Here is a 15,744-nt window from a genome sequence, read left to right as displayed (position 1 = left end):
ATTGAATTATTCTTTCATTGGTTTTTAATCTTTTTGGTTATTAAAAATCATCTTTAATTCTTTCAAGTTATGAATAAGTAGCGTTAACCTTATAGTGTATTTTCAAAGGTTAATTAAATTATGGCTACTTCAGGAAATCCGGCGTACTCGCCAGTTGCACTTCTTAATGAACAACAATGGCAGCAACTTAATGCTGCAGTGTCAGGGCTCGATAGCACCCAACTATTGTGGGCGAGTGGCTATCTTGCAGGTTTGGCACAAGCCGGGCAATTACCCGCTGCACCTGTTGCACAACCTGAAGCGGTAGCAAGCAAAAGTGTCACTATCCTTTATGGCTCTCAGACTGGTAACGCTAAAAGTCTGGCTGAGCAATATCTGGATAAGGCCAAAGCAGATGGGATCAATGCCAAACTGTTTAACATGGCAGATTACAAACCTAAAAACCTTAAAAACGAAAGCCATATTGTAATTGTTGTTAGCACCCACGGTGAGGGGGATGCACCTGATGATGCTGTGCAGCTACATGAATTTTTAAGCAGCAAAAAGGCGCCTAAGCTCGATGGTCTCAAGTATTCCGTTCTTGGTTTGGGCGATAGCAGCTATGAGTTTTTCTGCCAGACCGCAAAAGACTTCGACGAAAGGCTCAATAAATTAGGTGCCACACCAATTGTTGCTCGCGTTGATTGTGACGTAGACTTTGAAACTGATGCTGATGTCTGGAGCAACCAGTTGACCTCGCGTTTACAGGAAGAATTTAAATCTGCCGAAGTTGTCTCTATTCCGGGAATTCAGCGAAGTACTGCTCAACCGCAATCTCAGCCGCAGTATTCCAAAAAGAATCCCTTTGCTGCCGAGCTTATTGAAAGTATCAAAATTACTGGACGTGATTCGGTTAAAGATATTCGTCATATCGAAATTTCACTGGAAGAGTCCGGTTTAGAATATCAGCCCGGTGACGCTTTGGGCGTTTGGTTTTTGAATGACGAAGCCCTGGTGGCTGATATTTTGAGCTTATTGGGTATTGATGAAACCACGGAAGTTAAGCTGAAAGACGAAAGCTTCACCGTGAAAGCCGCCTTAGTTGAAAAGCTGGAGCTGACCCAGAGTTATCCCGGTTTTGTACAAAAATATGCTGATGCAACTGGGGCTGAAGAAGTCTCAGTATTGCTAAATGACAAGGCGCAATTGCGAGAGTACCTGGCAGACAGGCAAATCATCGACGTGATTAAAGAATTTCCAGCGCAAATCACTGCCCAGCAACTGGTGGATTCACTGCGCCCACTGATGCCAAGGCTTTATTCCATAGCCAGCAGCCAGGCTGAAGTGGAAGATGAAGTACATCTAACAGTGGCTTTGGTGGAGTATGAAAAGTTTGGTTTCCAGCATCAAGGTGGCGCCTCCGGCTATTTAGGGACGCGTTTGGAAGAAGGCCAGAAAGTAAAGGTATATGTTGAGAAAAACGCTAACTTCAGATTGCCAGAAGATCCCAATACTCCAGTTATCATGGTTGGACCTGGAACAGGCATCGCACCTTTCAGAGCCTTCATGCAAGAGAGAGAAGCGCAAGAAGCCGAAGGCAAAAACTGGCTATTTTTTGGTAACCCTAACTTTACTCAAGACTTCCTTTACCAGGTGGAGTGGCAACGCTTTTTGAGTGAAGGCGTACTAGATAAGATCTCTTTAGCGTTCTCAAGAGATCAAAAAGAAAAGATTTATGTACAGCATCGCCTTTTAGAAAATGGTGCTGAAGTCTGGCAATGGCTGGAGCAGGGCGCGCACTTTTATGTGTGTGGCGATGCCACTCACATGGCCAAAGATGTCAATGATGCCTTGTTAAGCATTGTCCAGCAGTATGGCAAAAAGTCAGCCGAAGAGGCGGAGCAGTATATTAATGATTTGCGCAGAGCAAAGCGTTATCAGAAGGATGTTTATTAATGAGTACCGGTAATAATCACGGCAAACCTTCACCGAATGAAAGAATTAAAGGTGACAGTAATTTTTTGCGAGGCACTATCGCAGAAGACTTGAAAGACAATGTAACTGGTGGATTTGGTCCGGATAATTTTCAGTTAATTCGATTTCACGGTATGTACCAACAGGACGATCGCGATATTCGTGCGGAGCGTGCAAAACAAAAGTTGGAGCCTTTGCACAATGTGATGTTGCGCGCCAGATTACCCGGAGGGATTATTAATCCTGAGCAGTGGTTAGCGATTGATAAATTCGCTGATGATTACTCCTTATATGGCAGCATTCGACTGACGACACGTCAAACCTTTCAGTTTCACGGAGTGCTGAAGCCAAACATTAAATTGATGCACCAAACGCTGAATAAAGTGGGTATCGATTCTATTGCAACCGCTGGCGATGTTAATCGCAACGTTTTGTGCACCTCAAACCCATATCAATCTGAGCTGCATCAAGAAGCCTATGATTGGGCCAAAAAAATAAGTGAGCACTTGCTACCTAAAACACGTGCTTATGCTGAAATTTGGTTGGATGGGGAAAAGTTAGAAACAACAGATCAAGAACCCATCTTGGGTGAGAAATATCTGCCCCGGAAGTTCAAAACCACCGTAGCAATCCCTCCACAAAACGATGTGGATGTGCATGCTAACGATTTGAGTTTTATTGCTATTGCTGAAAACGGAAAGCTGGTGGGCTTTAATGTATTGGTAGGTGGTGGATTAGCCATGACTCATGGGGATACTGAAACTTATCCAAGACAAGCCGATAACTTTGGATATATATCTAAAGAAGATACCTTGAAGGTGGCTGAGGCGGTAGTGACCACGCAAAGAGATTGGGGTAATCGCAGCAACCGTAAAAATGCCAAAACTAAGTACACCCTTGAAGCTGTTGGGGTTGACGTATTTAAAGCAGAAGTTGAACGCCGTGCAGGGGTGACTTTTGCAGAGCCGAAACCATTTGAGTTTACTGCTCGTGGCGACCGTATTGGCTGGGTTGAAGGTATTGATGGCAAGCATCACTTGACCGTGTTTATTGAAAATGGACGTATTTTGGACTTTGAAGGCGCCACCTTGAAAACAGGTTGTGCAGAAATTGCCAGAATACACAAAGGTGACTTCAGAATTACGGCAAATCAGAATTTAATAATTGCAGGCGTTGCCACGGAAGATAAAGCGCAAATAGAACAGCTGGCGCGTCAGCACGGATTGTTGCAGGACGGTGTTTCGCCACAGAAAAAAGCCTCCATGGCCTGTGTGTCTTTACCTACTTGCCCGCTCGCAATGGCTGAGGCTGAACGCTATTTACCTGAAGCAGTTGCCAGGTTGGAAGCGATTCTAGACAAGCACGGTGTTGCACAAGAGGAAATTATTTTTCGTATTACGGGCTGTCCCAACGGGTGTGGTCGAGCCATGTTGGCGGAAATCGGCCTGGTGGGTAAAGGTCCCGGAAAGTACAACTTGCATCTAGGTGGTGACTACACCGGAACCCGAATTCCCAGAATGTACAAAGAGAATATTTCCGAAGATGAGATCTTTGCAGATATCGATTTGTTAGTGGGACGATGGGCAAAAGAGCGTAATGATGATGAGCGCTTCGGTGATTTTCTGATCCGAGCAGATGTCATCAAGCCAGTAATTGATCCGGCGAGAGATTTTTATGACTAATGCAGCACTACAGCAGCTAAGTAATGTAAAATTGGATCCAGCAACGCTGTCGTCACAGCAGTTGCTGGAAATCAATAACCAACTGGAGAAAGCCAGTGCTCAAGAGCGCATAAGCTGGTCAATGGAACACCTACCTGAAAACTTCATGGTGTCTTCCAGTTTTGGCATTCAGGCCGCTGTAATGCTGAAGTTGATTACCGAGCAAATGCCAGACATCCCGGTTGTGTTTACGGATACGGGATACCTTTTTCCGGAAACCTATCAATTTGCTGACCAATTAACGGAAAAACTCAACCTGAATTTGAAAACTTACCGAGCCAGCCTTTCTCCTGCATGGCAGGAGGCCCGATTCGGAAAGCTTTGGGAAAAAGGCGAAGAAGGCCTCGCCAAATATAACCACATGAATAAGGTTACTCCTATGCGGAATGCGCAGGAGGAGCTAGGCATAAAAAGTTGGTTTGCGGGTTTGCGCAGAACCCAGTCTGATCTGCGCAATACTTTGTCGGTTCTTCAAATTGTGGACGATAAATTCAAAGTGTATCCAATTTTGGACTGGACCAACAAAGACATTCATTATTTTCTGGAAGACAATAACTTGCCTTATCATCCTCTTTGGGAGCAGGGTTATGTATCTGTCGGAGATTGGCATACGACAAGGCCACTAGAAGCAGGTATGAGCGAACAAGACACCCGCTTTAATGGTTTGAAAAGAGAGTGTGGATTGCACGAATTTGGTGATGGTATTTAATTCGGGTAACTTCATACCACATCGAAATCGACTGATAAAAACGTCTTGAGCTTTTCCAAATAAGCGTGGCCTGGTTCTGTGGCCACCAATTTACTTAATTCTGCGCCGGTTGGCGTAAATTTATAATAATTCAAAAATAAACTGCTACGTTTTGGGGACAAGTGGATAGTATGGTTCCCTAACCGCCATTCTGTGCGGGAACGCGTGGATAGCTCACCAGATTCGATTTCTGAGTTATAAATAAGGCCAGCATCCATTAATGACAATATGTCAGGATAAGGAAGCCCAAACTCGGCAAGGTTGAGTTGGCGATTTTTATTGAGGTGTAAAAAGCGGATGAATGAGGGTTTTTGATAATAGCCATAAATGATTTTAGGACTATATTCTCCCTTCTTCCTTGATGCCAGACTCACTGCAGCCTGGAACATTTTGGCGTCCCGTTGAGTTAATTCTTTTAAAGTGCGCAACGTTCTGGTTGAAAAAGTGCCTGGAGTGGTAACTTCAACAGCGAATATCTTTCCCCAGATCTCCTGCATAGTTGGCGAATAAATATCTTCCGCCATTGTGACGAAACTAAAAAACCAATCGGGATCAATATTCTCGGCGGTGTCTGAATCAGGGCAAAACTCCAGCGCCTTCTCCATTACATTTTCAAGGTTTTGTAGCTTGCGTTGTTCATTGATTATACGACGACGTTCGGTCTTTTTATGTACATCTCGTTCAAAGCCATCACTCTTTTTGGAAACTCCGGCTTGAGCAAACCAGTTGGTAATGCGATTCGTTATGGCTTGCGAGGATTTTCGCTCAGCACTTTTGTCAGATTCAGGCAGTTGCACGGCTTCTGTAGCTGAAGCTGTTTTTTTGGGACTGGCTAGCGATTGCGGTGTTGCGCCTGACACGCTTCGTACATCTGTCATAAAATATTCAAAAGACTACAGGGTTTGAACTTATCATTAATATGCCACTATTTTCATCAAAATGTCCCCGACTTTAGGTAATTTTAGGCGGTAGCATGGTAAACAGTACGATGTGATGGAATTTTGTACAGTAAAACCCCTGTTTCGATGTGAATAGATGTTTCGCTTTTGCTGACTTTAGGCTAAGGTAAGTTCAATAAGTGAAAAAAGCAGAGCCATTTGTAAGCCGATGCGCTTAAGGCAGAGGTGATGGCGTACAAGGTTTTAGTCAACTTACTATAATAATATTTGGCGAAGAGTAGATGTGTCCCACTGATTACGAGAACGATGAATTAATCTTCCTGGATGAAGAAGATGCCGATTTAGAAGCATCTGAGTCAACAGCAGGAGTTTGGCATGTGCTGGTTGTGGACGATGATGAGGAAATTCACTCCGTTACCCGCCTCGCCCTTTCAGATTTGAGCCTAAATGGCAAAAGCTTATATTTTCATCATGCCTATTCAGGCGAAGAGGCCTTGTCATTTCTTAAGGAGCGGGGTCATGAGATAGCGGTTCTGTTACTTGACGTGGTAATGGAAGCTGATGATGCCGGGCTTCAGGTAGCGCGTAAAATGCGCGAGGAAATGAATCTTGAAGAACCCCGAATTATTTTGCGTACGGGGCAACCCGGTTATGCCCCTGAAGAAAGTGTCATTAAAGAGTATGATATTAATGACTACAAAACCAAGACTGAGCTAACCCGCAGTAAGTTGGTCACTACTATCATTGCTTCGTTGCGTTCCTATCAACAAATTTTAACCATCAATCAGAGCCGTAAAGGCCTTGAAAAAATCATTGGCTCCGCCGCAAACCTGTTGGAGGAACACTCCGTTAAAGGATTCTGCGAGGGGGTTGTCGAGCAAATTAGCTCTTTAATAGGGCTGGAAGCGGGCGGCGTATTGTGCGCGCGAGCTGGCTCTGTGTTGGACAAAGAAGAAGATGGCGTTTATGTTCTTGGCGCTGCTGGTGACTTTGCCACCTTTATTAATGAAAGACTGGAAAGCATTCGCAACGATAAAATAGTGATGCACGTCACGCAATGTCTTCAGATGAGAAATCATATCTTTGGTGAAGATTATTCTGTTCTCTACATGGATAGCTCTGGTTACGAAGCGGCAGTGTATATCCAGGCCGGTAATGAAATCAGTGACGTAAACAAGCAATTATTAGAAGTATTTCTATCCAGTGTCTCTGTTGGTTACGAGAACGTGAATCTTTTCCATCAATTACGCAATGCAGCGTTCAGGGATTATCTTACCAAACTGCCTAATCGCAACGAATTCATCAACATGTTAGATGAGCTCAATCGCACTGATAACGATTCAGATGCGGATATGATTGCGCTAATCGACATTAATCACTTCTCTGATATCAATGATGGCTTGGGTCAAGAAGTGGGCAATAAGTTGTTAATTGCTGTATCTGAAAGATTGACCGAAAAGTTTGGTGATAATTGTTTAATGGCGAGAATCGGAGCCGATGTATTTGGCTTGATTGGCAAGAGTGAAAGACTCGAACCAAAACATATCGATTCCATATTTTCGGTGCCTTTTAAGGCCGGAGATCACACCTTACCCGTGAATATCACCATCGGATTAACGCGATTATTAGAATCAGCCAGTGGTATTAATTTACTCAAGCAAACTAATATTGCATTAAATCGCGCCAAGAAAAACATTACTACAAATTACGAGTTCTACGCGCCAGAGATGGAAGAAAAAACCACCTGGCGTTTGGGCATGATTCGTCAGTTGCGGGCTGACTTCGCCGAGCGAAAATTACAGGTATGGTTTCAACCACAAATTGATCTTGCTACTGAAAAAGTTATCGGTATGGAGGCCTTGTTGCGTTGGCCTTCACGAGAAGGCGGTTATGTCTCACCGGCGGTATTTGTTCCTCTCGCTGAATATTCTGGGTTGATTATAGAGATCGGTGAATGGGTGTTACTTGAATCCTGTGAACGTTTAAAAGCGTTGGAAGGTTTAGGTTATAAGGACTTGCGTGTTGCGGTTAATATTTCTATGCCACAATTTCGTGATCCTCGCTTTGTACCTTTAATCAAGGACACGTTAAACAAACTGGAAATTAAGCCACAAAATCTTGAGTTGGAGATAACAGAAAGCTTGGTAATGGACGATCCACAAATTGTTGTGGAGTCGTTAAAAGATCTGAAAAGCAGTGGTGTGCAAATTGCCATTGATGATTTTGGAACGGGTTTCTCATCAATGAGTTATCTACAGCAGTTACCCTTAGATCGGCTGAAAGTTGATCGTGCTTTTGTGAAAGAGGTAGAGCCAGGTAAACAAGCCTTTATTGCTGAAACCATAGTTACCTTGGGGCAGAAATTGGGCTTGAAAACGATTGCTGAAGGGGTGGAAAAGCGCGAACAAGCCAAGTACATGCTGGATCTGGGATGTGATGAAGCCCAAGGCTATCTGTTCGCCAAACCCATGCCTTATGATGAACTCATTGAGTTCTTGGCCAAGCATGACTCCGAGGCGCCGACTTCAGGCTGACAAGACATTTCGTACTATTTTTTGATATTCAGGTAAAACCTCTGCTTCAAACCAGGGGTTTTTCTTTATCCAGATGTTATTTCTTGGAGACGGGTGCGGCAGTGGCAGATAATCTGGCGCATACCGATGCCATTGGCGACAGCGTTCAGTCAGCGACAACTTATCTTTAAGATAGTATTGTTGTGCGTAATTTCCCACTAGCAATCTCGGAATACCTTTAGGCAACGCAGCAATGATTTGGGGGTGCCAAAAAGGGGCGCACTCTTTCCTCGGTGGCAAGTCACCACTTTTTCCAGAGCCAGGAAAACAAAAGCCCATAGGTATTAATGCTAGCTGTTCAGGATTATAAAACGTTGTTTCCGTCAGGTTTAGCCATCTTCTCAGCCTTTCACCTGATTTGTCGTTCCAGGGCTTACCCGTTTCATGAGCTAATCTTCCTGGAGCCTGACCTATAACAATGATTTTTGCACTTTTCCCTAGCTGTAATATCGGCTTGGGAGACTGCGGCAATGAAGCTTTGCACAGGTCACATTTGCTTATAATTTGAATTAAATTTTTCATACAAAAAAGAATATAATCGAAAATGGTTACATTGGTAATTAATTGTGCTACATTAATAATGTGATTGGCTCTTATTTGGAGGTAAAGGTGCGTAAATCAGTTTTGTTTTTGGTATCAACCTTAGTAAGTACAATGTCTTTTGCTGAGTCTGTCCAGGATAAAAACAACTTGTTCAAGTGTGTTGACTCAACAGAATTAAGCTTAAATGCTGAGTGCTTGTCTCAAACTATTGAAAGCAATGTAAAATTTAAAGAATTTCAGTCAGATTTCCAGACGCAAATTGGAGATCTAGGCGGTAACGCAATGGCGACCATGAAGTTTTACCCAGAACTCATGGAAATTCATATCATCGCTCATGATGACGAAGCGAACAGCGGTGCTCTGGCCAAGCTTGACACAGAGCAGAGCAAAAGCGCGTACTATTAAGTAAATAAACGGTTTAATCCGTTGATGGCAGCTACCCGATAGGCCTCAGCCATAGTAGGGTAGTTGAAGGTAGTGTTAACAAAATAATCAATGCTGTTAGCACTGCCTCCTTGCTGCATAATCGCTTGTCCTATGTGCACAATTTCAGAAGCACGTTCCCCAAAACAATGTATTCCCAACACCTCTTTCGTTTCTCTGTGGAAAATGATTTTTAATCCGCCTACTAAGCTGTGTGCAATTTGCGCTCTGGCCAGATGTTTGAACTGTGCTCTACCCACTTCATAGGGGACTTTTTGTGCGGTTAATTCTTGCTCGGTTTTACCTACAGAGCTAATTTCAGGAATGGTATAAATACCGGTAGGAATATCCTCAACCAGCGTCGAGTGGCTCTCACCTTGAAGCATCGCCTCGCCGGCGAAACGGCCTTGATTATATGCCGCAGAAGCAAGACTTGGATAACCTATTACATCTCCGACAGCATAGATATTGTCTACAGTGGTTTTGTAATTAGCATCGACCCGTAACTGCCCTCGACCATCGGCCTCCAGGCCGACCGCTGACAAGTTAAGCATATCAGTATTACCCGTTCGACCGTTGGCAAATAGCAAACAGTCGGCTTTCATCTTTTTACCCGATTGCAAGTTCAGAACTACCCCATCCTCTCTACCTTCGATGGATTCATACTGTTCGTTATGACGGATAACGATACCACTGTTCCATAAGTGGTAACTAATGGCGTCTGATATCTCCGCATCCAGGAAAGAAAGCAGTCTCTCACGCATGTTGACCAAATCTACCTTCACATCCATACCGCGAAAGATACTGGCATATTCTGTGCCGATAACACCCGCCCCGTAAATGATGATACTTTTAGGATCGTGATTGAGTGACAGGATAGTATCGCTGTTATAAATTCTCGGGTGATTGAAATCGACGTCTTTGGGCGTGTAAGGCCTGGAACCAGTGGCAATAGCGAATTGTTCTGCCGTCAGAGTTTCAACAGAGCCATCCGGGTGGTTGATTTTTAAGGTATGTTCATCTACGAAGGAAGCCTCACCATGTAAAACGGTGACACGATTTCGCTCGTAAAAACCCCTGCGTAATTGCGTTTGTTTGCGAATAACCGAGGAGGCGTGACTTAGAATTTGCTCGAACGTTAAGTGATGAGCTTTTTCACTGTCGTTAAATAGAGGATTGCTATTGTATTCGATTAAACGGCTTACAGAGTGCCTTAATGCTTTTGAGGGGATCGTGCCCCAGTGGGTACAACCACCGCCAACCAATTCATATTTCTCAACGATGGCGACTTTTTTGCCGGCTTTGGCCAACTGCATGGCCACACCTTCGCCACCGGGACCGCTACCAATAACGATAGCATCAAATTGATACTTTGGTTTTGCAGTTACCCGTTTACGACTCGCTCTTTTAGCCATTTTTGTCTCCAATTCAAACGCTTAAGGAGAATAATAGCCAGGTAACTGCAATTGTGAAACTGTAAAGTCTTAACTGCGGTAGCTAAGTACAGTTTAACTAAGCATATTGCAAAGGCATTCTACTCAAATCCAGCCATTTATTTCGTTGTACTGCCAAAGATGCTTTTAATTCCTTGTACTTATAGCGAATCTCTAGGCCTTCATAGGATTGAATGAGAGCACGCTTTTTTAACTCCATCAGTCTTTTCCGCGCTTGATAAAACTCTGTCATTTTCATAACCAACGCGTCATATTCCACCTGAAGTTTGGCTAAAATTTCATCTTTGTTTGGATGACCCAAGCTCAGCGCTTTTTCTGTAGCATACTGCAATTGCATTGCGAGTCTTGCCTTCTCTATGCGCTCTTCCGGGCATCGACGCAAATTGTAGGTAAGTTTTAACCAAGACAAGCCACCGATTAACCATTTAGTGGGATCAAACTGCCACCAACGGATGCCATTGCGATAGTCGTATTCGAAAATGTGATGAAAATTGTGGTAACCCTCGCCAAAAGTAAAAAAGGCCAAAATATCATTATCTTTTGCCGTATTTTTATCTGTGTAAGGTTGACGCCCCCACAAATGCGCCAGTGAGTTGATGAAAAAAGTGACATGGTGAACTACTACAAGGCGCAAGACCCCAGCCCAGAGTAACATGCCTAATACATCACCGTTCAGCCACCCCAACAATGCCGGGATACCGACATTTGCCGCAATCGAAATTTTTCCATAGTGTTTATGCTGCCACATTACAACTTTGTCTTTTTGCAAGTCTCGGCAGTTGGCATAATCTACATAGGGGTTGGTCTGATAATCTCTCAGCATCCAACCCAGGTGAGAAAACCAAAACCCTTTCCTGGCGGAATAAGGGTCCTTTTCGTTATCATCAACGTGCTTGTGGTGAATGCGGTGATCAGAACTCCAATGCAAGATGCTCCGCTGTACCGCCATGGCACCGAATATAGCGAAAAGTACACGGATAATGGCATGCGCTTCGTAGGCTTTGTGCGACCATAGTCGGTGGTAACCGGCGGTAATGGACATACCAGACATCCAGATTAGCGCGATACATGCAGTGATCTCAGCCCAGTCCAGGCCATTGATTACGGCTTCTAAAGGCACTGCAAATACTGCAACCGCAGTGGTGAAAAGGAAGAATAAAACGTTAACAATTAAAAGGCGTGGTTTGGTCATCTGAATATTTAAGCTTACAAGTGTTCGCTAATTTTAGTGCCTTCAATTATGATTGGCAACCTTGAAACAGAAAACAATCATTTGATTCATGCAGGGGAAGATATTTGAATCGAAAGGAACAGAAACTAAAAACTCGCAGGTCGATAATTGATGCGGCCTTTTCAATTCTGGATGAACAGCGGGGCCTTTCCAGTATTTCGTTGCGAGAAGTGGCTCGTAAGGCTGGTATCGCTCCTACCTCTTTCTATCGACATTTTAATGATATCGATGAGCTAGGTTTGACCCTTGTAGATGAAGCTGGCTTGGCATTGAGACAGTTGATGCGTCAGGCACGCATCCGTATCGAATCCGGTGGTAGCGTAATACATACTTCCGTGAGTACATTCATGGAATACGTCTCAGCCAATAGCAATGTTTTTCGTTTGTTATTGCGTGAACATACGGGAACATCACAGGCGTTTCGGGCTGCGGTGCAAAGAGAAATAAGTCATTTCGCAGACGAGCTTACAGATTACACGGTGGAAACCACTAAAATGAGTCGTGAGATGTCCAGTTTACAAGCAGAAGCTATGGTACGGATAGTGTTTAGCGCAGGAGCGGACGCTATCGATGCCTCACCGGAACAAATGAAAATGCTTGCCCAGCGAGTGGAAAAACAATTGCGCTTTATCGCTATCGGGGCATTGCGCTTTTCTCGTTCCGACAATAACACTGAGGAAGAGGGCGAGTAGCGCCCTATCTTTTTCTCAAAATCACGCCCGTTTCGATGTGATGGGTATAAGGAAATTGATCAAATAGCGCCACTTGAGTGACTTCGTGGCTACTACTGAGACTGGCAACATTGGCTATCAGTGTTTCGGGGTTGCAGGAAATGTAGATAATTTCATTGTAATCTCTTATCAATTCAATGGTATCAGGGTCGACTCCTGCTCTAGGAGGATCCACTAACACCGTTGAGATGTCGAGATCCTCAAGTCCTGCGCCTTCAAGGCGTTTTTTACTTCCACCATTTTTGTAGTATTCAGTGAATTCTTCACTGGACATTCGTGCAACAAACACATTATCTAGCTTGTTTAGTTTAATGTTGTGGTTAGCAGCCATCACCGAAGTACGGGATATTTCTGTGCCCACAACTTTCCTGAAATTTTGCGCCAGTGGAATTGAGAAATTTCCAGCGCCACAATAAAACTCAAGGAGGTCACTATTGGATTTGTTTTGCGTGTTGTCGAGACACCATTCAATCATGGCTTGGTTGACGTAGGGATTTGGCTGAGTGAAACTATTTTCAATGTGCATAAAATGATATTTCTGGTTATGCACAGTGAGAGACTCAGTGATGTAATCTTGCTCTTTTATTAGTTTTTGCTTTCTTGCCCGTCCGACAAAATGGACTTTGTGGGTGGTTGCAAGATTCTCTTTCAACTTCGCAATGGCGGCTTCCCACTCCGCATCCAATTGACGGTGGTAAAGTAGTGAAATAACAGTCTCACCACTTAATCCACTTAAGTAATCAATTTGGAATAACTTACGACGTAGCACCGGCTTGTCTTTGATATAAGAGAGTAGCAGAACCATAAGTTCGTTAATGGTTTCTATTGCCACCGGAAACTGGTCCACCCGGTACTTCTCTTTGTTCTCTTGGTTAAACATAATGTGGTATAGCTCATCGCCTTCATGCCACACCCTAAATTCCGCTCTGGAACGGTAATGTTTTAGAGGAGAAGGGTATACCGCCAATTCATCACGGTAGTAGGGCTGGAAAAGTGTCGTTAATCTTTCGTGCTTTTCGTTAAGTTGTGCCTGATATTGCTCAGGTTCACTAGAGAAGTTTTGCATAGCGCAGCAATCACCAAAATTAGGTTGGTTAGTAGTTATAAGCAATCGCTAATAATACCATAAACTGGCTGAAGATCAGTGTATCCCTGACTTTATCTGCAATAGAGACTAAAATCTGTACTCTGGAGGTCGATAACATGGATGAGGTTAATTGAGGAAAGTGTCATGAACTTAGGTGATATCAAATCCACAGGTGCTGACAAAACGCAGGTGGAAGGTAAAAAGGTAACGCCTGATAAACTAGCTACGGCAGGGGACAATCAGGCTTTAAAGGAAATGGTAGACGAACAGGTATCGCTGAGTAGCAATGCCAAGTCTGTAGCGGCCGCTCGTATTCTGCAGTCTAGTTTCGATCAAAATGTGATGTTTTCTGGTCAAGCTGAATTATTGGCGGATCTAAAACCCAAGCCCCAAAATAAACCATTCGACTTTGAAGAAGTGGCTGAGAATGTGCTGACCTTCATTGGTGGCGCTTTAAAGCTAGCAAAGCAAAATGGTGCTGATGACGAAAAATTAACGGAAATGTTTGAGCAGGCCAGAAAAGGCGTTGAAAAGGGGATCTCTCTTGCTCGCAAAGATCTTGCTGCTTTTATGAATGAAGAGTTAGACGAGGGGATCACTAACAGTCTTAAAGCCATTACTAAGGGTTTAGACGAACTCAAAGAAGAGTATTTTGGCAAACCAGAATCTGAAACTGTTGCAGCTAGTCTGAGTGTTGCAGGTTCACAGGAAGAAAGTAGTGAATTGACACTTCGAACTGCCGAAGGAGATGAAGTTAGTATTTCATTTGAATCTATTCAGCGGTTCAGAGCTCAGCAAGAGGCCTTTGCCAGTCAACAAACGTCTGTAGACGGTAGTTTAGAGACCACGGTTGGTTACAGTCAATCTTATGAGTTTTTCCAGAGTGAGCGCTTTAGTTTCTCAGTAAAAGGTGACTTAAGTGCTCAAGAGTTGGAAGATATCGCCCAATTTGTAGAGCAAACGTCCGGTGTTGTTGATGAGTTTTTTAACGGTGACATCGAAAAAGCCTACCAGCAAGCAAGTGACATAGGACTGGAAGACTCACAAATTACGGCTTTTGCTTTAGAGTTATCTAAGAGCGAGCAGTTGGAGACGGTGCAGCGTTACGAACAGGTTTCCCATTATAATGAGGGTGAAGCAGAAAAAGCCGAAAAACCACCAATTAAGACTATCTCTGAATACCTCGATAATTTATTGGATTCCATCGGTAAGAACGAGCAAATCTTTGGCCAACGAAATACCTTTGACGAACTTGTTAATGGCCTTATCAGTGAAGTTGAGAATATAAAAACGCCAGAGTTACTTGAAGCGTTTAACCGATTTCAGGAATTTAATCAGAGGTTGTTGAGTAGCCTACCCGAAACAACAGGTGCAGCTCCAGAATCACAACCAAATGATGTAACTCAATAAAAAAGGCGCTAAAGCGCCTTTTTAGTATGTTCTACTAAAGTGGTAAAATCAGATCAGGATTCTTCTCTGTCATTTCTGTCTTTAGCAACCCGAACCTTTAATGTTCGATCTTCAAATTCGCTGTCATTGAGCTTCTTGATAATTTTGTCCACGTCTTTTTCTGGCACTTCAACAAAACCAAAGCCTTTGCGTTTACCAGTTTTTCGGTCGCGCAGAAGTCTCACTGAGTGAACCTTAGTGACTTTTTCAAAATAGTCTTTTACGGCTTGTTCATTAACTCGATATGGAAGATTGCCCACATATAAAGTAGCGACTTCACTATCAGAATCTTCTGCATCATCAGAAACGTCTTTGTTTTTCGCTGCGAAACTTATAGCTAACGCTGAAATAAGAGCGCCTGCTAAAAAAGCAATGGATGAATCGAGATTGAAAAGTTCAAATGCTAAGAGCAAATAGCCTGCTACACCAATAAGTGCACCAATTGCCAAGCCTGGTAAGAAAAGTGGCATGAGATATCCTTTAACTATAATTATTGTAATAAGTAATAGTGCGCTTTTGTATCACTGAAAAGATGACACTAAATAAAGACACGCATAGTAGAACATAGTAACCAATATCTGCTCAAACACAATGTTATGTTGCATAAGCGGGGCTTGCCATGAATGCGCTAGTACCGTTGTGCTGATTATTTATATAAATGAACTTAGAAAGCACGCCTCGATTAATAAATAATAAATGTAGTCCAATAAATGCCTGGAAATGATAGTTTTTTCATCGGGGTGGTCAATAATTCATCACTTAAACCTTTTTTGTCAAAAATTTGCAATAAAGTGTTGACGGTGAAGATGATGTCTGTAGAATGCGCGCTCGCTTCAGGGGCAAACGTTCTTTCCTAGTAAAGAGACAACTCAGAAGCAGCTTCTAAAGGCACAAAAACTGAATTGCGTAAAAACTCTACAGGCCTTTAGTTA

General features: G+C 43.3%; 13 protein-coding genes. 7 read left to right on the top strand and 6 right to left on the bottom strand.

Features of this window, described 5'->3' with window-relative positions:
- Positions 1-120 precede the first annotated feature (120 nt).
- From ACXAGP_RS21695 to ACXAGP_RS21685, 3 genes are read left to right on the top strand one after another with little or no spacing between them, the layout of a single operon-like run.
- Positions 121-1,935, top strand: a complete 1,815-nt coding sequence (locus tag ACXAGP_RS21695) for an assimilatory sulfite reductase (NADPH) flavoprotein subunit (protein ID WP_475263879.1) — start codon at positions 121-123, stop codon at positions 1,933-1,935.
- Positions 1,935-3,635, top strand: coding sequence for an assimilatory sulfite reductase (NADPH) hemoprotein subunit (gene cysI, locus ACXAGP_RS21690; protein WP_475263877.1), 1,701 nt, complete (start codon positions 1,935-1,937; stop codon positions 3,633-3,635). Before ACXAGP_RS21695 ends, cysI begins: the two co-directional genes overlap by 1 nt.
- Positions 3,628-4,383 carry a phosphoadenylyl-sulfate reductase gene (locus ACXAGP_RS21685; RefSeq protein ID WP_475263875.1) on the top strand — a complete coding sequence of 252 codons (756 nt, stop codon included), beginning with the start codon at positions 3,628-3,630 and terminating at the stop codon, positions 4,381-4,383. Before cysI ends, ACXAGP_RS21685 begins: the two co-directional genes overlap by 8 nt.
- Positions 4,384-4,394: 11 nt before the next feature.
- Here the strand turns inward: ACXAGP_RS21685 and ACXAGP_RS21680 are convergent, their stop codons facing one another.
- The gene (locus tag ACXAGP_RS21680) at positions 4,395-5,300 is read right to left on the bottom strand and encodes a TIGR03899 family protein (RefSeq protein ID WP_475263874.1); all 906 of its coding nucleotides are present in this window, start codon (positions 5,298-5,300) and stop codon (positions 4,395-4,397) included.
- Between the two features lie 302 nt (positions 5,301-5,602).
- Here ACXAGP_RS21680 and ACXAGP_RS21675 point away from each other — a divergent pair, with 302 nt between their 5' ends.
- Positions 5,603-7,855 (top strand): bifunctional diguanylate cyclase/phosphodiesterase, encoded by a 2,253-nt coding sequence (locus ACXAGP_RS21675; RefSeq protein WP_475263872.1) that lies wholly within the window; start codon positions 5,603-5,605, stop codon positions 7,853-7,855.
- Here the strand turns inward: ACXAGP_RS21675 and ACXAGP_RS21670 are convergent.
- The gene (locus ACXAGP_RS21670) at positions 7,847-8,416 is read right to left on the bottom strand and encodes a uracil-DNA glycosylase family protein (protein WP_475263870.1); all 570 of its coding nucleotides are present in this window, start codon (positions 8,414-8,416) and stop codon (positions 7,847-7,849) included. The genes ACXAGP_RS21675 and ACXAGP_RS21670 overlap by 9 nt on opposite strands.
- 87 nt (positions 8,417-8,503) lie before the next feature.
- Between ACXAGP_RS21670 and ACXAGP_RS21665 the strand changes: the two genes are divergently transcribed.
- Positions 8,504-8,842 (top strand): pyridine nucleotide transhydrogenase, encoded by a 339-nt coding sequence (locus ACXAGP_RS21665; RefSeq protein WP_475263869.1) that lies wholly within the window; start codon positions 8,504-8,506, stop codon positions 8,840-8,842.
- On the opposite strand, the gene sthA is transcribed toward ACXAGP_RS21665, so the two are convergent.
- Entirely contained in the window at positions 8,839-10,275 is a 1,437-nt protein-coding gene (gene sthA / locus ACXAGP_RS21660; protein ID WP_475263868.1) for a Si-specific NAD(P)(+) transhydrogenase, read from the bottom strand. The genes ACXAGP_RS21665 and sthA overlap by 4 nt on opposite strands.
- Positions 10,276-10,372: 97 nt before the next feature.
- Positions 10,373-11,506: an acyl-CoA desaturase gene (locus ACXAGP_RS21655; RefSeq protein ID WP_475263867.1), complete on the bottom strand. Its 1,134-nt coding sequence runs from the start codon at positions 11,504-11,506 to the stop codon at positions 10,373-10,375.
- A gap of 104 nt (positions 11,507-11,610) precedes the next feature.
- Between ACXAGP_RS21655 and fabR the strand changes: the two genes are divergently transcribed.
- The gene (gene fabR, locus ACXAGP_RS21650) at positions 11,611-12,237 is read left to right on the top strand and encodes an HTH-type transcriptional repressor FabR (protein WP_475263866.1); all 627 of its coding nucleotides are present in this window, start codon (positions 11,611-11,613) and stop codon (positions 12,235-12,237) included.
- Positions 12,238-12,241: 4 nt separating this feature from the next.
- Here fabR and trmA read toward each other — a convergent pair whose 3' ends face one another.
- On the bottom strand, positions 12,242-13,342 hold the full coding sequence (trmA, locus tag ACXAGP_RS21645; protein ID WP_475263864.1) for a tRNA (uridine(54)-C5)-methyltransferase TrmA: 1,101 nt from the start codon (positions 13,340-13,342) through the stop codon (positions 12,242-12,244).
- A 165-nt stretch (positions 13,343-13,507) separates the two neighbouring features.
- Between trmA and ACXAGP_RS21640 the strand changes: the two genes are divergently transcribed.
- Positions 13,508-14,773 (top strand): DUF5610 domain-containing protein, encoded by a 1,266-nt coding sequence (locus ACXAGP_RS21640; RefSeq protein ID WP_475263862.1) that lies wholly within the window; start codon positions 13,508-13,510, stop codon positions 14,771-14,773.
- A gap of 53 nt (positions 14,774-14,826) precedes the next feature.
- On the opposite strand, the gene ACXAGP_RS21635 is transcribed toward ACXAGP_RS21640, so the two are convergent.
- Complete coding sequence (locus ACXAGP_RS21635; RefSeq protein WP_475263861.1) at positions 14,827-15,282, bottom strand: RNA recognition motif domain-containing protein; 456 nt, start codon at positions 15,280-15,282, stop codon at positions 14,827-14,829.
- Positions 15,283-15,744 lie beyond the last annotated feature (462 nt).

Source organism: Planctobacterium sp. AWM4_229 (assembly GCF_056160305.1).
This window is presented reverse-complemented; position numbering and strand designations above follow the sequence as displayed.